Annotated in this window: 26 protein-coding genes; 14 read left to right on the top strand and 12 right to left on the bottom strand. The window is 59.5% G+C overall.

From position 1 onward, the window contains the following. Positions 1-82: 82 nt before the first annotated feature. A complete protein-coding gene (locus ACP151_RS10685; RefSeq protein ID WP_424978891.1) occupies positions 83-1,885 on the bottom strand; it encodes a PHA/PHB synthase family protein in 1,803 nt (600 codons plus the stop codon). A gap of 133 nt (positions 1,886-2,018) precedes the next feature. Between ACP151_RS10685 and phaZ the strand changes: the two genes are divergently transcribed. Continuing rightward, positions 2,019-3,296, top strand: coding sequence for a polyhydroxyalkanoate depolymerase (gene phaZ / locus ACP151_RS10680; protein ID WP_424978890.1), 1,278 nt, complete (start codon positions 2,019-2,021; stop codon positions 3,294-3,296). A 4-nt stretch (positions 3,297-3,300) separates the two neighbouring features. Continuing rightward, positions 3,301-3,873 carry a DUF6151 family protein gene (locus ACP151_RS10675; RefSeq protein WP_424978889.1) on the top strand — a complete coding sequence of 191 codons (573 nt, stop codon included), beginning with the start codon at positions 3,301-3,303 and terminating at the stop codon, positions 3,871-3,873. On the opposite strand, the gene ACP151_RS10670 is transcribed toward ACP151_RS10675, so the two are convergent. From ACP151_RS10670 to ACP151_RS10660, 3 genes are all read right to left on the bottom strand, one after another. Continuing rightward, a complete protein-coding gene (locus tag ACP151_RS10670) occupies positions 3,870-4,625 on the bottom strand; it encodes an alpha/beta fold hydrolase (protein ID WP_424978942.1) in 756 nt (251 codons plus the stop codon). The genes ACP151_RS10675 and ACP151_RS10670 overlap by 4 nt on opposite strands. 121 nt (positions 4,626-4,746) lie before the next feature. Further along, entirely contained in the window at positions 4,747-5,172 is a 426-nt protein-coding gene (locus tag ACP151_RS10665) for a VOC family protein (protein WP_424978888.1), read from the bottom strand. Positions 5,173-5,244: 72 nt separating this feature from the next. After that, positions 5,245-5,994 carry an alpha/beta hydrolase gene (locus ACP151_RS10660; RefSeq protein WP_424978887.1) on the bottom strand — a complete coding sequence of 250 codons (750 nt, stop codon included), beginning with the start codon at positions 5,992-5,994 and terminating at the stop codon, positions 5,245-5,247. 132 nt (positions 5,995-6,126) lie between these two features. On the opposite strand from ACP151_RS10660, the gene ACP151_RS10655 reads away from it, so the two are divergent. After that, positions 6,127-7,134, top strand: coding sequence for a DUF4105 domain-containing protein (locus ACP151_RS10655; protein ID WP_424978886.1), 1,008 nt, complete (start codon positions 6,127-6,129; stop codon positions 7,132-7,134). A 92-nt stretch (positions 7,135-7,226) separates the two neighbouring features. Here the strand turns inward: ACP151_RS10655 and ACP151_RS10650 are convergent, their stop codons facing one another. Next, positions 7,227-7,475 (bottom strand): hypothetical protein, encoded by a 249-nt coding sequence (locus tag ACP151_RS10650; protein ID WP_424978885.1) that lies wholly within the window; start codon positions 7,473-7,475, stop codon positions 7,227-7,229. Positions 7,476-7,492: 17 nt separating this feature from the next. Here ACP151_RS10650 and ACP151_RS10645 point away from each other — a divergent pair, with 17 nt between their 5' ends. The 6 genes from ACP151_RS10645 (at position 7,493) to ACP151_RS10620 (ending at position 12,473) form a co-directional block, all read left to right on the top strand. Beyond that, complete coding sequence (locus ACP151_RS10645) at positions 7,493-7,678, top strand: hypothetical protein (RefSeq protein ID WP_424978884.1); 186 nt, start codon at positions 7,493-7,495, stop codon at positions 7,676-7,678. A 77-nt stretch (positions 7,679-7,755) separates the two neighbouring features. Further along, positions 7,756-9,702 (top strand): threonine--tRNA ligase, encoded by a 1,947-nt coding sequence (gene thrS / locus ACP151_RS10640; protein WP_424978883.1) that lies wholly within the window; start codon positions 7,756-7,758, stop codon positions 9,700-9,702. A gap of 221 nt (positions 9,703-9,923) precedes the next feature. Beyond that, on the top strand, positions 9,924-10,229 hold the full coding sequence (locus tag ACP151_RS10635) for a DUF2282 domain-containing protein (RefSeq protein ID WP_424978882.1): 306 nt from the start codon (positions 9,924-9,926) through the stop codon (positions 10,227-10,229). 69 nt (positions 10,230-10,298) lie between these two features. Continuing rightward, on the top strand, positions 10,299-11,153 hold the full coding sequence (locus ACP151_RS10630) for a DUF692 domain-containing protein (RefSeq protein ID WP_424978881.1): 855 nt from the start codon (positions 10,299-10,301) through the stop codon (positions 11,151-11,153). Beyond that, positions 11,150-11,905: a DNA-binding domain-containing protein gene (locus ACP151_RS10625; protein ID WP_424978880.1), complete on the top strand. Its 756-nt coding sequence runs from the start codon at positions 11,150-11,152 to the stop codon at positions 11,903-11,905. The genes ACP151_RS10630 and ACP151_RS10625 overlap by 4 nt, the downstream gene beginning before the upstream one ends. Positions 11,906-11,909: 4 nt before the next feature. Then, the gene (locus ACP151_RS10620) at positions 11,910-12,473 is read left to right on the top strand and encodes a DoxX family protein (RefSeq protein ID WP_424978879.1); all 564 of its coding nucleotides are present in this window, start codon (positions 11,910-11,912) and stop codon (positions 12,471-12,473) included. Positions 12,474-12,546: 73 nt separating this feature from the next. On the opposite strand, the gene ACP151_RS10615 is transcribed toward ACP151_RS10620, so the two are convergent. Continuing rightward, positions 12,547-12,915, bottom strand: a complete 369-nt coding sequence (locus ACP151_RS10615) for a hypothetical protein (RefSeq protein ID WP_424978878.1) — start codon at positions 12,913-12,915, stop codon at positions 12,547-12,549. Between the two features lie 42 nt (positions 12,916-12,957). Next, complete coding sequence (locus tag ACP151_RS10610) at positions 12,958-13,275, bottom strand: arsenate reductase family protein (protein ID WP_424978877.1); 318 nt, start codon at positions 13,273-13,275, stop codon at positions 12,958-12,960. 188 nt (positions 13,276-13,463) lie between these two features. Here ACP151_RS10610 and ACP151_RS10605 point away from each other — a divergent pair, with 188 nt between their 5' ends. Continuing rightward, positions 13,464-13,670, top strand: a complete 207-nt coding sequence (locus ACP151_RS10605; RefSeq protein ID WP_424978876.1) for a cold-shock protein — start codon at positions 13,464-13,466, stop codon at positions 13,668-13,670. 61 nt (positions 13,671-13,731) lie between these two features. Here the strand turns inward: ACP151_RS10605 and ACP151_RS10600 are convergent, their stop codons facing one another. Together ACP151_RS10600 and ACP151_RS10595 are read right to left on the bottom strand one after the other, a co-directional pair. Continuing rightward, positions 13,732-14,211, bottom strand: a complete 480-nt coding sequence (locus ACP151_RS10600; protein ID WP_424978875.1) for a dihydrofolate reductase — start codon at positions 14,209-14,211, stop codon at positions 13,732-13,734. A gap of 18 nt (positions 14,212-14,229) precedes the next feature. Beyond that, positions 14,230-15,063: a thymidylate synthase gene (locus tag ACP151_RS10595; protein WP_424978874.1), complete on the bottom strand. Its 834-nt coding sequence runs from the start codon at positions 15,061-15,063 to the stop codon at positions 14,230-14,232. Between the two features lie 250 nt (positions 15,064-15,313). On the opposite strand from ACP151_RS10595, the gene ACP151_RS10590 reads away from it, so the two are divergent. From ACP151_RS10590 to ACP151_RS10580, 3 genes are all read left to right on the top strand, one after another. Beyond that, positions 15,314-16,228, top strand: coding sequence for a thymidylate synthase (locus tag ACP151_RS10590; RefSeq protein WP_424978873.1), 915 nt, complete (start codon positions 15,314-15,316; stop codon positions 16,226-16,228). Positions 16,229-16,317: 89 nt separating this feature from the next. Then, positions 16,318-17,664 carry a tetratricopeptide repeat protein gene (locus ACP151_RS10585; RefSeq protein WP_424978872.1) on the top strand — a complete coding sequence of 449 codons (1,347 nt, stop codon included), beginning with the start codon at positions 16,318-16,320 and terminating at the stop codon, positions 17,662-17,664. 74 nt (positions 17,665-17,738) lie between these two features. Beyond that, entirely contained in the window at positions 17,739-18,167 is a 429-nt protein-coding gene (locus tag ACP151_RS10580; protein WP_424978871.1) for a VOC family protein, read from the top strand. A 365-nt stretch (positions 18,168-18,532) separates the two neighbouring features. Here the strand turns inward: ACP151_RS10580 and ACP151_RS10575 are convergent, their stop codons facing one another. From ACP151_RS10575 to ACP151_RS10565, 3 genes are all read right to left on the bottom strand, one after another. Then, positions 18,533-19,030, bottom strand: coding sequence for a MarR family winged helix-turn-helix transcriptional regulator (locus ACP151_RS10575; protein ID WP_424978870.1), 498 nt, complete (start codon positions 19,028-19,030; stop codon positions 18,533-18,535). A 76-nt stretch (positions 19,031-19,106) separates the two neighbouring features. After that, positions 19,107-19,364, bottom strand: a complete 258-nt coding sequence (locus ACP151_RS10570) for a succinate dehydrogenase assembly factor 2 (protein WP_424978869.1) — start codon at positions 19,362-19,364, stop codon at positions 19,107-19,109. A gap of 9 nt (positions 19,365-19,373) precedes the next feature. Continuing rightward, positions 19,374-19,790, bottom strand: coding sequence for a helix-turn-helix domain-containing protein (locus ACP151_RS10565; protein WP_424978868.1), 417 nt, complete (start codon positions 19,788-19,790; stop codon positions 19,374-19,376). Positions 19,791-19,889: 99 nt separating this feature from the next. Here ACP151_RS10565 and ACP151_RS10560 point away from each other — a divergent pair, with 99 nt between their 5' ends. Next, positions 19,890-21,092: a pyridoxal phosphate-dependent aminotransferase gene (locus tag ACP151_RS10560; RefSeq protein ID WP_424978867.1), complete on the top strand. Its 1,203-nt coding sequence runs from the start codon at positions 19,890-19,892 to the stop codon at positions 21,090-21,092. Positions 21,093-21,097 lie beyond the last annotated feature (5 nt).

Genomic DNA, 21,097 nt, shown 5'->3' with positions numbered 1-21,097 from the left:
GAGGGGAATATCGTTTCTGCATCGCAGCATTTCAAGATTTTTCTCGCTGCAATGCAGAAAAAATATCGTAAAACTCATAAATTCAACGACTTGCCTTGACTTTCACATAAGTCCCCGGGGCCGGAACCAAGGATGGAAAGCCCGAATCCCCGATGTTTCGGGCCGGAACCTGTTTGCCTGAGCGCTTCTTCAGCCACTCATTCCAGCGCGGCCACCAGGAGCCCTCGTGGAACGCTGCCGCCACCATCCAGGCCTCCTGATCGCCTTTCAAATCATCATTGGTGTAATGGCCGTATTTCTTCTTGCTCGGCGGATTGATGATGCCAGCGATATGGCCGGACTGCGAGACGATGAAGGTTTTGCTGCGCGCGCCCATCTGCTGCACACCCGCGTAACAGTCCTTCCAGCGGGCAATATGGTCAGTCTCGCAGGTCACTGCCATCACCGGCACATCCACGTCCTTGATGTGCAGCCTGTGGCCCATCAGCTCAAAACCTTCGCCGACAAATTCGTTGTTCTGGCAGAGGCCCCGCAGGTACTGGATCGCCATCCGGCCCGGCAGATTAGCGCCGTCGCCGTTCCAGTACAGCAGATCAAACGCCGGCGGGGTCTCTCCCATCATGTAGCTTTTGACAGCCGGGCCATAGATCAGATCCTTGGAGCGCAGAAACGACATGGTGCGCGCGATCACCCAGGAGCGCAGCAGCCCCTCTTCTTCCACCTGCGCCTCGATGCCATCAACAAAGTCATTCTGCAGGAACGGAGTGAACTCCCCCTGCTCACCGAAGTCTGTCAGCGTAGTAAAGAATGTCGCTGATTTCACCGATTTATCACCGCGCTGCTTCAACAGCGAGAGCGACAGGCTCAGCGTGGTGCCGGCAATGCAATAGCCCACCGCATTGACCTGTTTGACCTTGCAGATCTCCTTGGCGGTCTCAATCGCAGTCAGGAAACCTTCCTGAATGTAATCCTCCATGCCCACGTCTGCATGGCTGGCGTCGGCATTGACCCAGGAGACCACAAACAGCGTATAGCCCTGCTCGGTCACCCATTTGATCAGGCTGTTCTGTGCCTTGAGGTCGAGAATGTAGAACTTGTTGATCCAGGGCGGGAACAGAACGATGGGTGTCTCATGCACGGTTTCCGTGGCTGGTTGGTACTGGATCAGCTCCATCATCCGGTTGCGGTACACCACATCCCCGGGTGTGGTGGCAATGTTTTCTCCCAGCTCAAAGGCACTCTCATCCGCCAGCCGCACCACCAGCTCGCCATTGTTGGCCTCCAGATCCGTCACCAGGTTTTCCAGCCCGTCGATCAGCGACTGGCCTTCTGTTTCCACCGCCTTTTCCAGCGCATCCGGGTTTGTGGGCAGGAAATTGGTCGGCGCCATCATTTCAATGATCTGATCGGCAAAATAGGTCAGCCGCTGCTTGTCCTTGCGGTCCAGATCCGCCGCACCCTGCACCGCTTTGCGGATCGCATCGGCATTGGTCATGTACTGCTGCTTTATCAGGTTGAAGTAAGGGCTGCTCTCCCAAAGCGGATTTGAAAAACGGCGGTCCCTGGGGCCGCCGTCATTCACGCTCTCCGCCTTTCCTGCCAAGGCTTTCTGTGCTTCGGCAAAATTCAGCACCGACTGGCTCCAATATTCGACCTGCTGCTCCAGGAATTTGGCCGGGTTTTGCACCGCTTCCGCCCAATAGGCGGTTGCTGCACGTGCATAAAGTTCTTGATTCGGACCGTCCAATGCCGGGTTATGCGGCACCTTCCGGGACATGACATCCGCCAGACGCTTGCTTAACTCCTCCACACGGGTCATGTTTTCTTTAAGCTTTTCAACGCTCTCCGAATTGGGCTCGGTGGATAGTTCGTCACTAGTTGTCATATAAATGAATCCCTCATAGGCTTTCTGCTATGCAGAATACGCTTCTGCGTATTTCAGGGCAAAGCGGCGATTGGTCCGATAGTCCGGACGTGTTGGTCCGTTGACGCTGGGGCAAAGCCCGAAGGAGACGCGCATGCGATACATGATGACCTACGACCTGATGGAGACCGTCCGGAACACCAACCAATGGTTGGGCGCCACCGCCCTCTCCATGGCATCTTACCCTGTCTTTTCCGCATTGCCAAACCCTGCGCTCAGCTGGATGGCCGCCTGGGGCGAAGTGACGGAACGTACTTACCAGCGCATGGTTGTGAAACCGGACTGGGGCATCCCTTCCTTCACCTGCGAGGACGGCAAAGACCATCTGGTCGAGATCACCACCGTGATCGAGCGCCCCTTTGGCGACCTCATCCACTTCAAGGTCAACGGCCGCGAGGAACAGCCGCGCAAAGTGCTGCTGGTTGCCCCGATGTCCGGCCATTATGCCACCCTCCTGCGCTCCACCGTGCAAAGTCTGCTCAGGAATTGTGAAGTCTATGTGACAGACTGGCACAATGCCCGCGACATTCCTGTTTCCGCGGGGAAATTCGATGTCGAGGACTATACGCTGTACCTCGTCGACTTCATGCGTGAGCTTGGCCCCGACACCCATGTAATCGCTGTTTGCCAGCCGGTGCCGCTGACACTGGCCGCAACTGCCTATCTGGCTGAACGCGACCCCAAGGCGCAGCCTTCGTCGCTTACGCTGATCGGCGGCCCGGTGGATCCGGACGCCACCCCGACCGAGGTCACCGACTTTGGCCGCCGCGTCACCATGGGTCAGCTGGAAGAAACCATGATCCAGCGCGTTGGCTTCAAATTCAAAGGGGTCGGCCGCAAGGTCTATCCGGGCCTTTTGCAGCTGGCCTCCTTCATGTCGATGAACGGCGAACGGCATTCCAAGGCCTTCATGGACCAGATCCACCGCGTCTCCAAAGGCGAAGCCTCGGACCATGACGCCCACAACCGTTTCTATGATGAATACCTGGCGGTGATGGACATGACAGCGGAATTCTACTTGTCCACCGTCGAACGCGTTTTCAAAAATCGCGAAATCGCCCGCAACGCCTTCGTCGTGAACGGCCATAAGGTGGATTTCAGCAAGATCACCGACGTGGCTGTGAAAACCGTCGAAGGCGCCAAGGACGACATCTCTGCACCCGGCCAATGTATCGCGGCGCTGGAGCTGTGCACCGGCCTGCCGGATGAGAAGAAAGCCAGCCATGTCGAACCCGGCGCTGGCCATTACGGCATCTTTGCCGGCCGCAGCTGGCGCAACAACATCCGGCCGCTGGTGATTGATTTCATGAACGCCAACAGCCGCAAGAAACCGGCCCCCAGCAAGCCCGCCAACAAGAACACGGCCGCCTGAGCGGATGGCGGGAGCGCAGAGGTTCTCCTGCAATTGCGGCGCCGTGTGCGGCGTGGTTTCCGCAGCAGGGATCAAAGGCGGAACCCGTGTCGTCTGCTATTGCTCTGACTGCCGCGCCAATGAACTGTATCACGGGCAGCCAGATCCGGCCCCGGACCCGGTCGACCTGCTCCAGGTGTCGCCGGACAGCATCACCATCACGCAGGGGGCCGCGCATCTGAAAGCCATCCGTCTTGGCCCGCGCGGCCCGCTGCGCTGGTACGCTGACTGCTGCGGCACACCCTTTGCCAACACGCTGGCCAAACCCGGCCTGCCCTTCGCCGGAATGCGTTCTGACCTGTTCGAGGACATTTCTGCTCTGGGCAAGATCCGCGCCAAAGCCTTCCTGTCTGCCCCCGGTAAGCAAACCCGCACCAAAGGCGGCGGCGTTATGGCCTGGGGCATCATCAGCCGGATGATCACTGCACGGCTGTCAGGCCGCTGGAAGGAAACACCATTCTTTGATGCCAATACCGGCAAGCCGGTGGCCGAACCTCATCAGATCAGCAAAGAAGAGCGCGCCAAGCTCACCCCTTAGGCACTCAGCACAGAGGCCGAAGACGAGTCGGCTTCCGGCGCTGCCAACCAGTGCAGAAGCGCGCGGTTCACAGCATCGGGCTGTTCCAAAACCGGAAAATGACCGGCATCGGGCAAGATTTCCAAACGCGCCTCCGGGATCAGCTGTGCCAGCAGGTCAAGCTTTGCAGGCGGCACGATCGTGTCATGCTCACCGCCCAAGACCAGCGTTGGCACATGCACCCGCCGCATCGCGGCCTGCTGGTCCGGCCGACGCTGCAAAGCACGCGCCTGCGCCACATACATTTCCGGTCCCAGTTCCATTCCCATCCGGCAAAACAGCTTGTGCACCTCCAGCCGCAAGTGACCGGGCGCAAGGGAGTCCGTCGGCATCGTCTCGCGCAGCACGTCTTCCAGCCGGCCGGCACGCGCAGCCACGATCTGCGGCTCCCGGCTGGCCGCCTGATCCGGCGTCTCGGCCAGTGGGCTGGCCCCGATAATGCACAGGCGGCTGATCCGTTCAGGTGCCCGGCGCATTAGCTCCATCGCCAGAACGCCACCCATTGAACATCCTGCCAGAGCAAAACGCGGCGGCAGATGGCACAGCATCCGGGCGGCGATCTTTTCAACCGTATCACCGCCGACCAGCGGCAGCACCATCACCGGCATACTGCCGGAGAACGTTCTGACCTGAGCATAAAAGATCCGGCCATCGCACATCATGCCCGGCAGCAGAACCAGGGGTTCGCGGCACGGTTGCTGGTCATAAGGCATGTTCTGCCCTCGCGGTTTGCCTTCCACCCGTTCCTCAACCTTGAGGGCAACAGCTGCCAGGATCAAGGAAAACCTCTGCGCGGCAGCAATTTACAAAACATCTGCCGCGCCCCTGCCACGATCAATAGCCGTTCCAGCGGAACGCGCCGTTCCCGTCCAGGGGGGAGAACGGATTGAAAGCAATCTCCCATATATGTCCGTCCGGGCTGCGGAAATATCCGTGATGCCCGCCCCAGAACACATCCTGCGCAGGTTTCAGCACATCTGCCCCGGCCCGCTCCGCCGCCGCCAGCAGCTGTGCCACCTCTGCCTTGCTGCGGGTGTTATGGCTCAGCGTCACCGCCCCGGTGCCCAAGGCGCCGATTGGCAGGCCAATTTCCTCTGCAAGCGCCGCCAGAGGGTACAGCCCCAGAGTTTGGGAAATCAGATCAAAAGCAATCACACCATCCGGGCTGTCTGCCCGTTTCCATCCCAAAGCTTCATAAAACTCGGCAGACTTCTCCATGTCAGGCACGCCCAGCGTGATCAGGCTTACTCTTTGTTCCAATTTCAATTCCTTTTCACAAAATGCGCCAATGGCCTCCCGCCTTTGCCGGAAGTCCTGCCCGTGGCCTGCAGCTCAACTGCCGCCCAGAACGTCCAACACAGCATCCTCGATCATCCTCAGGCACGCTTCATCCGAAAACCGGTGATCCGCATCTTTCACCAAGGTAAGCCGCATGTCAGGGCAGGTTGCGTGATCCATCAGCCGCAAAGCGGTCTCTGTGGAAACGGCTGTATCGGCCGTCCCCTGCAAGCAGCGCACCTTGAAAGGCAGCGCCAGGGGGGAACGCAGCACCAACCGCGTCCGCCCATCTTCAACCATCCGCTTGGACACGTAATAAGGCTCCATGTAATCACTTGGCAGCTCGACAAACCCCTTGGTCTCCAGCTCCACCTTCTGCGCATCTGAAAACTGCGCCCACCAGCCATCCTCGGTGAAATCCGGTGCCGCAGCAACAGTCACCAATCCCTTGATCCGCTCCGGCACGGCACGCGCCAGCAGCAGTGCCTGCCAGCCGCCCATGGAAGAGCCCACCGGCACAATCTCCCCCTCGGTCAGCTGTGCCACCGCCGCCAGCGTGTCCTCGTGCCAGTCGCCGATGCAACCATCCTCAAACTTGCCAGAGCTTTCGCCGTGGCCAGAATAATCAAACCGCAAAAAAGCCTGCCCGCGCGCCTTGGCCCAGGCCTCCAGATGCACAGCCTTGGTGCCTTCCATGTCGGATTTCAGCCCGCCCAGAAACACCACCCAAGGCCCCTGCCCTTCGATCCTATGATAGGCGATGCGGCGGCCCTTGGCGGTTTCAAGGTAAGATGCGGCTGGCATGTCTTTGCTCTCCTGTGCTTTTCCCAAGGTGTGGCATGGCACCGCCTGCCTCGCAAGTCGCTGCATTGGCGGCTTGCAACTCCCCTTCCGGCTTCCTTATGGTCCGCAGAAATTTTTCAGAGGACCCGGAGCATGTTCAAGTTCATCAAGGGCATTTTCACCGGCGCCGTGGCACTTGCCGTTTTGCTGGCCACCATCTGGGCCGTTCTGGCCCTGTGGTACCGGTTGCCGTTTGAACCGCTGGGGCGCGTTGTACTTGCAGGCGGCTTTGCCCTCCTGGGTATTGCAGTCATCGCAGGACTGTTCCGCCGCGGCGCCCTGCGGGCATTGACAACCATAACATTGGCCCTGGCCGCGGTGATCCTGTGGTGGTCAACCCTTACCCCTCCGGCAACTGGCAACTGGGCGCCGGATGTCACCCGGCAGGTGACCGGCAAAGTGGAAGGCGACATTCTGACCCTGGCGGGGGTGCGGAATTTCAACTGGGAAACCCCGGAAGAATTTGCCGAAAACTGGGAAACCCGCAGCTACGACCTGACCAAACTCGCAACCACGGATCTGTTCATGTCCTACTGGGCCGGGCCGCAGATGGCGCATATGATCGTCAGCTTCGGCTTTGAAGGCGGTGAACACATCGCCTGGTCAGTCGAAGTGCGGCGCCAGGCCGATGGCGGCTTTTCTCCCATTGCCGATCTGTTCAAATCCAACACTCTGGTGCTGATTGCCGCCGATGAGCGTGATCTTGTGGGCACACGCACCAATGCCCGCGGCGAGGACGTGCAGCTGTTTCGCACCAACGTGCGCCCCGACACCAGCCGCGACTTGCTACTGAAATATGTCGACACCGCCAACAGTCTGGCAGCCCGGCCCCAATGGTACAATTCCCTGACCACCAATTGCACCACTGTGGTCATGGCGCTGATCCGCAGCTTTGCTGAAGATGTCCCGCTGGACTGGCGGCTTTTGGCCAACGGCTACCTGCCGGACTATGCCTGGGAACAGGGCGTTCTGGATCAAAGCCAAAGCATCGGAGACCTGCGGGCGCTTGGCAGTATCACCGCGATTGCACAAGCCCATGGCATCGGGCCGGATTATTCCGCAATGATCCGCGACGGCGTGCCGACAGCTGCGCAGAACTGATCCGGCTTCTTTCTGGTTCGAAATACCCCGGGGAGCGCGAGGGGCCGGCCCCTCGCCTGCCGCCTCGGCCGGTATCCGAAACCGGGACTGGTTTACGAAGCGCCTGCCGCTGCGCCGCAGACCGCTTTCTGAGTGTTCAGCCGCCCAAGAAGCTGTTGGATGCGACCCAGGGTCTCTCCAACCCGCCGCGCCTTTTCCCGGTCCGGCGTCCCTTCCAGATCCGCGCAGAACTCATAGGTCATCTGGCGGTCCGACAGGATATTCCGGCTTTGCTGCAACGCGGTTTCGATCAGATCCATATCTTCGACTGTCAGGTCAAAGTTCGGGTTCGGGCGGGTCATTGGAACACTCCTCGGGTATGTCCATTGCATTTCGTCTTTCGCACACCCTGCCCCAAGCTGAAATTCAATGCAATATTTTTATGTTATTTTTCAAAAGCTTAGCTGTATACAAATATGTGCAATGGCATGCATTGGCACACAACGCATTTTTCCTGCGCAATAACAGCCACATGCGAACCCTGCTTGACTTGCCGCCGCTTTGACAGCAAAAGGCGCAGACCAAACATATACCCGCAACCGGGCGTTCAGTGGGCGCCAAACCGACGAGGAGAGCCAACAGATGGCCGAAATCTCTCTCACCTTTCCCGATGGCAATGCACGATCCTTTGACGCAGGCGTAACGCCTGCGCAGGTGGCGTCCAGCATTTCCACCTCTCTGGCCAAGAAGGCCATCTCTGCCACCGTCAACGGTCAGCACTGGGACCTGCAGTGGCCAATCGACGCCGATGCCTCCATCGCCATCCACACCCTGAAGGATGAAGAACAGGCAAATGAGCTGATCCGCCACGATCTGGCCCATGTGATGGCGCGTGCCGTCCAGGAAATCTGGCCCGACACCAAGGTCACCATCGGCCCGGTCATTGAAAACGGCTGGTACTACGACTTTGACCGTGCCGAGCCCTTCACGCCCGAAGACCTCGGCGCCATTGAAAAAAAGATGAAGGACATCATCAACAAGCGTGATGAGGTCCGCACCGAAGTGTGGGAACGCGACCGCGCGATCCAGCACTACACCGATCTGAACGAACCCTATAAGGTCGAGCTGATCGAAAGCATCCCGGGCGATGAACCGCTGCGCATGTACTGGCACGGCGACTGGCAGGACCTTTGCCGCGGCCCGCATCTGCAGCACACCGGCCAGCTGCCGGGCGATGCCTTCAAACTGATGAGCATCGCGGGCGCCTACTGGCGCGGCGACAGCTCCCGCGCGATGCTGCAGCGGATTTACGGCGTTGCCTTCACCGGCAAGGAGAAGCTGAAAGCGCATTTGCACATGCTGGAAGAGGCCGCCAAGCGCGACCACCGCAAGCTGGGCCGTGAAATGAACCTGTTCCACATGCAGGAAGAGGCGCCGGGACAGATCTTCTGGCACCCCAATGGCTGGAAGATTTACACCACCCTGCAGGACTACATGCGCCGCATGCAGGAGCGTGACGGCTATGTCGAGGTAAACACGCCGCAGGTCGTGGACCGCAAACTGTGGGAGGCCTCGGGCCACTGGGACAAGTACCAGGAAAACATGTTCATCGTCGAAGTCGACGAGGATCATGCCCGCGAAAAAGCGATCAATGCGCTGAAACCGATGAACTGCCCCTGCCACGTGCAGGTGTTCAACCAAGGCCTTAAATCCTACCGCGACCTGCCGCTGCGGATGGCAGAATTCGGCTCCTGTGCGCGCTATGAACCTTCGGGGGCGCTGCATGGCATCATGCGGGTGCGCGGCTTTACCCAGGACGATGGCCATATTTTCTGCGCCGAGGATCAGATCGAATCCGAGACCGCAAAATTCATCGCCTTCCTGTCCAAGGTCTATGCCGACCTCGGCTTTCACAACTGGACCATCAAGCTGTCGACCCGCCCGGAAAAGCGCATCGGCTCGGATGAAAGCTGGGATCTGGTGGAAAAAGCGCTGGGGGATGCCTGCAAGGCGGCCGGTTATGACTTCGAACTCCTCGAAGGCGAAGGCGCGTTCTACGGCCCCAAGCTGGAGTTCACCCTGACCGATGCCATCGGCCGGAACTGGCAGTGCGGCACCCTGCAGGTTGACCCCAACCTGCCGGAACGGCTGGAGGCCAGCTTTATCGGTGCTGACGGCAACAAACACCGCCCCTTCATGCTACACCGCGCCTGTCTCGGTTCCTTTGAACGCTTCATCGGCATCCTGATCGAAGAGCACGCAGGCAAGCTGCCGTTCTGGCTGGCCCCGCGTCAGGTTGTGGTTGCTTCGATCACCTCGGAAGCCGACGAATACGTGACCGAAGTGGTCGAAACCCTGCGCGCCGCCGGCGTGCGGGCCGAAGCCGACATCCGCAACGAGAAGATCAACTACAAGGTCCGCGAGCATTCGGTGGGCAAGGTTCCGGTCATTCTCGCTGTCGGCCACCGCGAAGTTGAGGAGCGCACCGTCTCTGTCCGCCGTCTTGGCGAAAAGCAGACCAAGGTTGATAGCCTCGAAAATGTTACAAAGGCATTGGCAGTCGAATCCACGCCGCCGGACCTTCTGTAACATTTCGCTCAATTTGCAACACAAACGGCCCCCGGTCAGGGGCCGTTTTCATTTTCAGGACCGTGAATCACCATAAAAACAACGGTTTACCCCAGAAACCTGCGCAACCCCTGCTGACGCAGCTGTGAGACACGGCCTCGTGACTTAAATTCCTGAGAACCTCGGGTTAGTCTTTTCCTGTCAACACGACACCGCATGTTAAACCGAAAGGAATTCACGAGATGTCGACCACTGCAAAATCCCTGGCCGTTGCCAGCGCCGTTGCCGCCGCTCTGACCGCAGCTTCGACCATCCCCGCTGCTGCTGCCACCAAGGAAAAATGCTACGGCGTTTCGCTGGCCGGCCAGAACGACTGCGCCGCCGGCCCCGGCACCACCTGCGCAGGCACCTCAACCACCGATTACCAGGGCAACGCCTGGACTCTGGTTGATGCCGGCAGCTGCGAAGGCATGGAGCTGCCTGCAATGGCAGACGGCACCGCGCGCAAAGGCTCGCTGGAGCCGCTGGAGCGTGACCTGCCAGCCTAAGAACTGACTGAAGTCCGGGGCGGGAGTGTCAATTCCCGCCCCTTCTGCACCCGCGCCACAGGAACCGACATGCTGGATACTGCTGCATATGACAGGCTGCCCGCCGCTCCTGGTGTGGGCTACAAACCGCAGCATTTTGCCCAGATCACCGAAGATGCGGGCAGCGTCAGATGGCTGGAAATTCACGCAGAAAACTATATGGGCGACGGCGGCCGCCCGCTTGCGCAGCTGCGCCACCTGTCGGAACGCTTTGCCATGTCAGTGCACGGTGTCGGCCTGTCCATCGGTGGCGAAGCCCCTCTGGACAAGGACCACCTCGCCCGGCTCAAGCATCTGGTGGGTTGGTTGAACCCTGCCAGCTTCTCCGAACATCTGGCCTGGTCCACCCACGACAGCCATTTTTACAACGACCTGCTGCCGCTGCCCTACACGAACACCAGCCTGCAGCGCATCTGCACTCATATCGATGAATTGCAAAACGCAATCGGTCGCCGGATGCTGCTGGAAAACCCTTCCAGCTACCTCGCCTTTGCCGAAAGCACATGGTCGGAACCTGACTTCCTTGCCGAAATCTCCCGGCGCACCGGCTGCGGGCTGCTTTTGGATGTAAACAACGTCTTTGTGTCGGCCACCAACCTTGACTTCTCGCCTCAGGGTTACATCGACGCCTTCGCGCTGGAAAAGGTCGGCGAAATTCATCTTGGCGGCCATGACGAGGATGAGGTCGATCACGGGCATCCGCTGCTGATCGACAGCCACGGCCGCGCGGTTGTGGATCCTGTCTGGGCCCTGCTGGACTACACATTGTCCAAGTCCGGCCCCAAGCCGGTGCTGATTGAATGGGACAACGACGTTCCCGATTGGCAAGTTCTGGAGGCTGAGGCCGCCCGTGCAGCAACCGCGCTGGAGCGCCTGCCGGCATGAGCGTGTCCCAGACAGACTTCACCCGCGCCATGATGGATGCGGGCCAGCCGGTGCCGGACGGTCTGATTGATCAACTGGCCCAGCCTGCCGGGCGCCGCTTCAGCGTTTATCGCAACAATGTGGCCGTTTCCCTGACCGAAGCGATGCACAGCGCCTTTCCGGTGATCGCCAAACTCCTTGGCAAACAGAACATGGACGGACTGGCAGGCATCTACCTGCGCCAGCATCCGCCATCATCCCCGCTGATGATGTTCTACGGTGAACATTTCCCGGCCTTCCTTGCAGGCATGGAGCAGCTCAAACATCTGGGCTACCTCGGCGATGTCGCCCGGCTGGAGCTGGCCCTGCGCCGCGCCTACCACGCCGCCGATGCAGCCCCCATTGCGCCTGACGCGCTTGCCGCCCTGTCGCCAGACCAGCTGATGAACACCAGGGTAACGCTGGCACCTGCGGTGCAGGCTCTATGCTCTGCTTGGCCCGTTCACGCCATCTGGCTCTATAACACTGAGGACGGCGCGCCCAAACCGGCCCCCCAGGCGCAGGACGTGCTGATCACCCGCCCCGAATTCGACCCCATTCCCCAGGTTCTGCCGCCAGGCGGCGCCTACTGGATCCGCGCCCTGATGGGGGGCGCAACCATCGGCGAAGCGCTGGAACAGGCCGCCGCCGAAGACGAAACCTTCGACTTGGGTGCCACGCTGGCTCTGCTGTTGCAGGGCGGCGCAATCACCGGATTGGACAGCAAAGGGTAAATCCATGCACGCATTTGTCACCATTCACGACGCCATCTTCCGCCAGGTGGAAAGAGGCGGCAGCTGGCTGCTGCCGCTGGCGGCCCGCTTCGTCTTTGCCTCCACACTGCTGCTCTATTTCTGGAAATCAGGGCTGACCAAGCTGGGCGACGGCATTTTCGGGCTGTTCAGCCCGTCGATCGGCGCCTACAGCCAGATCTTTCCGAAACAGCTGGAGGCCGTTGGCTATGACGTCTCGCAGTTCGGACTGTTTCAAAAGCTGGTCGTTCTGGCCGGCACTTACGCTGAATTCATCCTGCCGCTGCTGATCGTAGTCGGCCTGTTCACACGCCTCGCCTCGCTGGGCATGATCGGCTTTGTCATTGTGCAGTCGCTCACCGATGTTTACGGCCATGGCGCCACCGATGATAAAACCCTTGGCGCCTTGTTCGACCGCTTCCCCGACGCGGTCATCCTGGACCAGCGGCTGTTCTGGATCTTCCTGCTGGCGGTTCTGGTGGTCAAAGGCGCAGGTGCCTTGTCTGCCGACGCCCTGCTGCGCACCCGTATGGAACCCGCCATGGCCTGACGCAGCCAACTGGCAATTACAAAAGGCGCCCTGCCCCGGCAGCGGCGCCTTTTTCATGCGGTCAGTAAATGGATCAGAAATGCGCCTTGGGCTCATCCGGTTTGCCGGCCGCCAGCGCCATCAGACCGCCCACAGCGGCAAAGCTGAGCGGGAAGATGGTGAAGACATTCAGGCCAAAGCCCGCATACATCCCCGCCGCCGATCCCAGCAGCAGGATACCGCCCCACAAGGCCCGGGCCCGGGCCATCGCACCGCCGGCAATCGCCAACAGCGGCGACAACACCGCAAGCAGGCGAAGCTGCTCGACATTCTCGACCTGCTCGGCCAGTCCGTCGACCTCGCCGAAATGCTCTACTGCGGCGGTATAGCCATAACCGAAGAAGCCCACCACCATGCCGAAAACCCCGGCGATGATCCCCAGAACAAGGGCTGCATTGCGCATTATCCGTCTCCCAAAAACTGCGGTTCAGACATAGGCGGCGCCTTAACCCGCGCCAAGGGCCGCTTTGGTGTTCTGATCCCACCCCAGGAATAATTCCCCGTCACGCTCGATCAGCGGCCGCTTCATGAGTGCCGGGTGTGCCTGCAACAGATCCAGCGGCGCATTGGCACGGTCTTCCTCGCTGAGACCCCGCCATGTCGTAGACCGCGTATTGACCAGCTTGGCGCCGAACTGCGCCAGAGCTGCTTCCAGCAGGCCGTCCGGCATTCCTTCGGCGCGGATATCGATCAAGCTGGAACCCGGAACCTGTTTCAGCGCCTTACGGCAGGTATCGCAATTCTTGAGCCCGTAGATTTTCATGATGCCTGTTGCTCCCCAACCGGAACCTACACAATTTATGGTAGAATTCACTGGTTTCTCTTGATTTTCGTTCGGCCCGTGTAAAACTCTAGGTTGTTCGGATTGACTCCGTTCTCCGCAATTGGCGAACGGGCCGGATACACCGGGGTATCCCGGGACGACGCACAAAGTAGAAGGAGACGCGGGAAATGCCAAGCGGCACCGTGAAGTGGTTCAACACCACAAAAGGGTACGGGTTTATTGAACCCGATGAAGGCGGCAAGGATGTGTTCGTGCACATTTCAGCGGTGGAACGGTCGGGCATGACCAGTCTCGCCGACAATATGAAGGTCGGCTATCAGCTGACCGAGGGCCGGGACGGTCGGCAAATGGCGGCTGACATCAAAACGGTGTAAGGTCGATGTCTGCGCAGCGCCCGGACTTTGACCCGGCGCTGCGCAGGCAATAAGGGCCGCCTTAGCCCCGTCGCAGATATTCCACCATCACGCAGGCCGGATCGCTGTCGCGCAGCACCGTTTCCCCGGCCCTGGTCCAGCTGTCCGCTTCGAAATCGGGAAAATAGGCATCTGCGTCCTCGATGGTCAGGTCAACCTCAGTGACCAGCAGCCGGTCCGCAATCTCCAGCATACCGCGATAAATCCTCTCGCCGCCGATGCCATAGACGCGACGGTACCCTTTGGCATAGGCCTCCTGCACCGCAGCCTCAATTGACGGCAGCACATTCTCTGCTGCCCGCGGGTTGGAGGACACCACCAGATTAAGCCGATTCTTCAAAGGCTTCACCGGCAGGCTGTCCCAGGTGTTGCGGCCCATGATGATGGCCCCTCCCAGGGTCTCGCGCTGAAACGCCTTCAAATCCTCCGGTGCAAACCAGGGAATATCGTTGTCCTTGCCAATGGCACCGTTGCGCGCCCGCGCCGCGATCAGGGTAATCATGCCTGTTGTCCTTGTCTCTCAGACCGCGACCGGTGCCTTGATCACCGGATCAGGGTCATAGTTGAGGATCTCGAAATCCTCGAACTTGAAATCGAAAATCGATCCAACCTGCCGCTTGATCCGCAACTGCGGCAGCGGCTTGGGGGTGCGCGACAGTTGCAGCTGCACCTGCTCTACGTGGTTGGAGTAAATATGCGCGTCCCCCATCGTATGCACGAAATCCCCGGCTTCATAGCCAGTCACATGTGCCAGCATTGCCAACAGCAGCGAATAGGAGGCGATGTTGAACGGCACCCCCAGGAACATATCGGCGGAACGCTGGTACAGTTGCAGATGCATCTTGCCGCCCACCACCCGCACCTGCCACAGAGTATGGCAAGGCGGCAGCGCCATATCTGGCACATCCGAAGGGTTCCAGGCCGACACAATCAGGCGGCGGCTGTCCGGGCTTTTGCGTATCATTTCAACCAGATCCGCAATCTGGTCAACGCTTCCTGCGCGGTACAAGGGTTCATCGCCAATTGTGCCCTCTGCAAGCTGCAGCTTTGGAAACTGGCGCCACTGATGGCCATACACCGGGCCAAGGTCACCGTTCTCATCGGCCCATTCATCCCAGATCGACACCCCGTTTTCCTTCAGATAACGGATATTGGTGTCGCCGGACAGGAACCACAGCAGCTCGTGGATGATCGAACGCAAATGCAGTTTTTTGGTGGTCACCAGCGGGAAACCATCCGCCAGGGAATAGCGTGTTTGCATCCCGAAACAGGACAGCGTGCCGGTTCCAGTCCGATCCCCGGACGGCTCCCCATGATCCAGAATATACTGTAGCTGATCGAGATACTGCTGCATCACTGCCCTCTGCCGCCGCCGGGAATACCGCACCCGGCATACCCAATGGCACGCCGCGCGCCAAGGCAGAAATCACCGCCCTTCACACACTGCAAATATACCATATTTGCCACCCAAAGCGATATAGCAAACCAAATACAGGTAGCGCATCCGCCACGGTTGCGGCCAAAACAGAGCTGTTGAATTGACAACTGAAGCGCCGCAGCCGAATGTGGCGCAAAACGATAAAAGCTTATTGAGGTAGAGGCAGATGAGGCGCTTTTGGCTAGGACTTGCGGCTGCGTCCGTGGTGTCCGCATGCGGCGGGGGTAACCCTTTCGCCACAACAGATGATGGCACAGAGACCGGAACCGATACAGAATCGATTGTTCCAGAGGCTTTGGCAAACGATCTTGAAAGCGTTAGCTATAATGCTTCCAATCAAACGCTGAGTGTTTCTGGCGTTAGCTTGGACGAAACGCCATTCTCATCCTCTTACGTGCGCAAACCTGCGCTCGACCGGAACGGATACGAGGCATACACAGTTCAAGACTCGTCTCTCGACCGCCATTCCACCGCTTACGTTCGCGAGATCGAGGGCGGCTATGCCGTCGTTGTCGCAACAGGCGGTCAGTTCAACTATTACTTTGCCGGCACCAACTACGGCCGCACAGGCGCCTTTTCTGCGCCGGTAACCGATCAGGGCTCCGGTGGGCTTGTCAGCTATGCAGGGACCTACGTCGGACTGCTGAACACCGCTGGCAGCAGCGAAGATTTGCTTCCGGTAGCCTCTGGAACCCCAGCGGAACTTCTCCCTAGTCAGGGTGCGGAGATTACCGGCGACGTTTTCATCAACGCTGACTTCAGGGACAACACTGTAAACGGGGTGATCTACAACCGTGTAGTACCAGATAGAGGTGAGGCTTCGCCGGCCGATTTGGAACTTTCCCCTGACGCAATTACCGAAGACGGCACGTTCACAGGCACGGCAACCATCGATCAAGTGGCAGTCGGCGAGTATGGCGGGATCTTTTCCGGCGCAAATGCCCAATCCGTTGCAGGCAGTGTACACGCCACCAATCATATCGACGGCCTCCCCGCAACCATCGAAGAATACGGCATTTTTGTTCTTGGCCAATGCGGCGGTGATCACAGCGATCCGGTTTGCGACCAGCCAGCACCGTAAAAATGCACAGAGTCCTGGCAACACTTGTCGGGTTGGCCGTTTTCAGCGGTCAACCCCAAGCTCAGGAGTCCTCGCGGACCCAAGCCCACTTGACGTTAGGGCAAGGCCAGGCGCTTGCTGCTCATGCTCTGGAAAACGGCAATCCAAAGCTGGCATTACAGCTGTCGGACGCCTTGTTGGAAGCCAACCGCAAGAATCACATCGCCTGGCATCTGCAAGCGGCAGCCTATGCCCAAACCGGTCGGCCCGCAAAGGGACGCCAGGCTGCAGCCCGTGCCTTTCGCTATGCTCCTGACAGTGCCGCCAAGTTTCAGATTGGCCAGCTGGCCTCTCGCCTGGCCTTTCAGGGCGGCAGCCCGGTGCTGTCGCAATACTGGCTGCGCCGGACCGCGGTTCACGCTCCGGACAGCAAGGCCGACGCCCTGATCGCCAAAGACTACAAGACCTTGCGCCGGATCAGCCCGTGGTCTTTCCGGATCAGCGGCGGGGTGAAACCATCAAACAATGTAAATAGTGGTTCGGATGCGGCTACCCAGGAAATCGACGGCCTGAGTTCGCATCAAAACAGGCTAGGCCCGCGGGCCATTGCTCTCTCTGGGCTCATCGGCACGCTGGACACCAGCATCGGCCGCCGTTTGCGGCAAAGCAAAACAAGCCTGACCTCGCTCAGCGGGCGCCTCTATGTCCAGCGTGTTGCGCTGTCTTCCAGCGCCAAGGAAGAAGCCGCAGCATTGGCGGAATTGATTCACACGAGCACGCCGCGCAATCGCGAATTTGGGTCCACTTACGGTGAAATCACCTTGAGCCATGCTTTTGCAGCCGGTCAGGCAGACAGCGGCGGCAGCGCGCGGATCGCCCTGACTGGCGCGACCTCCTGGTATGGCGGCAAACGAAACTACAATCTTGTGAAATTGTCCGGCTCCCGCAGCTGGTCTCTCTCCAGCCAAAACCGGCTCACCGTCCATGGCAGCGCCGAACACCGGCTCGACCCGCGCGTGAACGCGCTCAGAGCCGATGTATTCGGCCTCGGCGCCTCGCTGTCACGGCAACTGGAGAACGGCAACAGTCTCAGCTTTTCTTTCGGCCTGCGGGACACCCATACCAGAAATGTCAATTCCGCAGGAACATCCGCAACCATGCGGATCGGCTACGCTCTTGCACAGGCCATCGGCCCTGCCAAAGTCAGCACCGGGCTGATCCTGGGGGCTGCGGACTATCCCGGTCACGTCTTCCACAACGGTTTTGGCTGGCAGGCCATTCCCGGCGGCCGACAGGACAACTCTCTCTATGCGGACTTAAACGTGTTTTTCGAAGACTACGACTACGCAGGCTTCGCACCGATGATGCGCATCCGGGCAGGCAAGCGCAGTTCCAACCACAGCCGCTACGACAGCTCCGAATTCTCGATCTCTCTCGGCGTTGAATCAAAATTCTGAAAGCCCCCGTGCTTCTGCTGGCCTTCACGGCGGGCGCTGCTAAAGTTCCCGAAAACAAAAGCAGGAGACCGCTGATGCCCCTCACCTATCTGCACACCATGGTCCGGGTGAAAGACCTGGAAACATCCATGGCCTTCTACCGGCTTCTTGGCCTGCAGGAGACCCGACGCTATGAGAATGAACAAGGCCGTTTCACCCTGGTGTTCATGGCGCCCCCGGGGCAGGAAGAGGCCCCGGTGGAACTGACCTGGAACTGGGACGGTGATGACGGGCTGCCCAGTGACAGCCGCCATTTCGGCCACCTTGCCTATGGGGTTGATGACATCTATGCCGCCTGCCAACACCTGATGGACAACGGTGTCACCATAAGCCGCCCGCCGCGCGATGGCCGCATGGCCTTTGTGCGCTCTCCCGACAATATCTCGATTGAACTGCTGCAAAACGGCGATCCCCTGCCCCCGGCTGAGCCCTGGGCCAGCATGGAAAACACCGGCCACTGGTAACAGGGCAGCGGCCTGCTGCCCCGAAAGCAGGCCTGTGGTGCGCTGTGCAACACTGTGCCAGGCGCCGCCAGCCGCGCTCCGCTCTGCGGATCTTTTGCAGCAGGTCTCCTGCATAGCGCGCCCGCTCATGCAAAAAACCGGCGCAGCCCAGATGGGCAGCCGGTGATGCGCACCAATGATCAAGAACAAGTATCCGCGAAAAAGGGCAGCCGCTTCTGCAGCCCTCTGCCGTGACCCTTTCCGGATCCGGCGCTTTACCCTTCGAAACGGTCAGAGCACGGTTTCCCCTATGCTCCGTCTTTGGCCAGCCGGGGTTCCCCGGCTCTGCAGCCATTGCCTGCCAGAACGTTTCCCTGGCCGACAGTTTAATAGATGTAGCGTATCTGGTCCGACCAGTAGCGTTCCATACGCTTCAGCGAGGCTGTAATATCCTCGATCCCTTCGGAAGAAATCACGTTTTTGCCTTCCAGCCCTTCGGCATGGCGGGAAAACAGTGCCGACACGATATCGCGGATCTCACGGCCGCGCTGGGTCAGGCGCACCCGTACTGAACGGCGGTCGATCTCGCAGCGCTGATGGTGCATATAGCCCATCTCGACCAGTTTCTTCAGATTGTAGCTGACATTGCTGCCCTGATAATAACCGCGGGACTTCAATTCCCCGGCGGTCACCTCATTGTCCCCGATATTGAACAGCAAGAGCGCCTGGACCGCATTGATCTCCAGCACACCGACGCGTTCAAACTCGTCCTTGATGACGTCCAGCAGCAGACGATGAAGGCGCTCAAGCAGACCCAGCGCCTCCAGATAGCCAGTCATGAACCCTTTGCGGTCCGTCTGGCTGATTGGCATTTCCATACTCATTCGCATCTCCGACTCGAATTTGCTTCTGAGGCAAGATGCCAATAATTCCCGAAAAATCTGTTAAGCCCGAATTTTATTATTTTTGATGGGTTTGCGCTATCTCCGCAATCAGGGTGCGGAACCGCTCCTGCGGCTCCGCCTGGCCCGTCACCCATTGGTACAGATCCTGATCATTTTCATGCAGCAGCTGGTCGTAAAGATCCAGCTTTTCAGCATCCATATGCTCCAAGCTGGCGGCAGAATACGCCGACAGCAGGATATCCATTTCCTTGATACCCCGGCGCATCGAACGCATCTGCAGCCGTTTCAGGCGAGTGGCACGGTCTTCCTGCATCCTCCCGACTCAGACAGATTCCGCCGCCGGAGAGTCGCTCACCTGCAGCACCGCCCGCAGTTTCTTTTCCAGCCTTGCAGCCCGCTCTGCATTCTGGCGCATTTCACTGCGCAGCGAACGCAGCTCGTTCAGAACGCTGGCGAAATCTCCGGCTTCCAGCTCCAGCGGCGCCGGTTCCGACATGCCTTCACCCTCGCCTGTCAGCAGCCAGGACATAGATACGTTCAGCACTCCCGCAAGCATGGTCAGCTTGTTGGCGCGCGGCTCCGACAGGTCCCGCTCCCAGGCGCTGAGAGTGGATTTTTTGATTCCCAGCCGCCGCGCCAGCTGGCCCTGGGTCATACCGGCTGCTTCGCGCGCCGCGGCAACGCGGTCGCCAAAAGTCGCAGCATCAGGGCCATACCAATCGTTGGTCTGCTCAGTCATTGCCAGTTCTCCTAAATCCAGTTTCGAACGCAGCTTGATCGCTGTCTAGCCGCACCCTATGACAGTTGTGATAAACATACAAACCGAGGCCAAGCCCCCATGTCGTTCCTGTCGGAGACCCTATCGCGTGTAAAACCGTCACCCACTATTGCGATGACCGCCAAGGCGGCAGAACTGAAGGCAGCGGGGCGCGATGTCATCGGCCTCAGCGCCGGCGAGCCGGATTTTGACACGCCGCAGAACATCAAGGATGCCGCCGTCGCTGCCATCGCCGCAGGCAAGACCAAATACACCGCCCCCGATGGCATCCCGGAGCTGAAACAGGCGGTCTGTGCCAAGATGAAACGCGACCACGGGCTGGACTACACGCCTGCGCAGGTTTCGGTCGGCACCGGCGGCAAGCAGACGCTCTATAATGCGCTGATGGCCACTCTGAACGAGGGCGACGAGGTTGTGATCCCAGCCCCCTATTGGGTCTCCTACCCCGACATGGTGCTGCTGGCCGGCGGCACGCCGGTGATTGCCGAGACTTCGCTGCAGACCCATTTCAAGCTGACCGCAGATCAGCTGGAAGCCGCGATCACCCCCAAGACCAAATGGTTCATTTTCAACTCGCCGTCGAACCCCACCGGCGCAGGCTACAGCCGGGCAGAGCTGAAAGAGCTGACCGACGTGCTGATGCGCCATCCGCATGTCTGGGTGATGACCGACGACATGTATGAACACCTCGCCTATGACGGGTTCGAATTCTGCACCCCAGCTGAAGTTGAACCGGCGTTGTATGACCGCACTCTCACCTGCAACGGCGTCTCCAAGGCCTATGCCATGACCGGCTGGCGCATCGGCTATGCCGCAGGCCCCGAAAAACTGATCGGCGCCATGCGCAAGGTGCAGTCACAATCCACTTCCAACCCCTGTTCCGTCAGCCAATGGGCCGCGGTGGAAGCCTTGAACGGGACCCAGGATTTCCTGGCGCCCAATAACGAAAAATTCGTGCGCCGCCGCAATCTGGTTGTCAAAATGCTGAATGAGATCGAAGGCATCTCCTGCCCGGTGCCCGAAGGGGCCTTTTACGTCTACCCCTCCATCGCCGGGCTGATTGGGCAAACCACGCCTGCAGGCAAGGTGATCGCAACAGACGAGGATTTTGCCACAGCGCTGCTGGAAGAAGCAGACGTCGCCGTGGTCTTTGGTGCAGCATTCGGCCTGTCGCCCAATTTCCGCGTCAGCTACGCTACATCGGACGAAGCGCTGGAAGAGGCTTGCCTCCGCATTCAGAACTTCTGCGCCTCGCTGACGTAAACAGG

Origin of the sequence: Leisingera sp. S232 (assembly GCF_049800895.1) — a bacterium.
GTDB lineage: Bacteria > Pseudomonadota > Alphaproteobacteria > Rhodobacterales > Rhodobacteraceae > Leisingera.
This window is presented reverse-complemented; position numbering and strand designations above follow the sequence as displayed.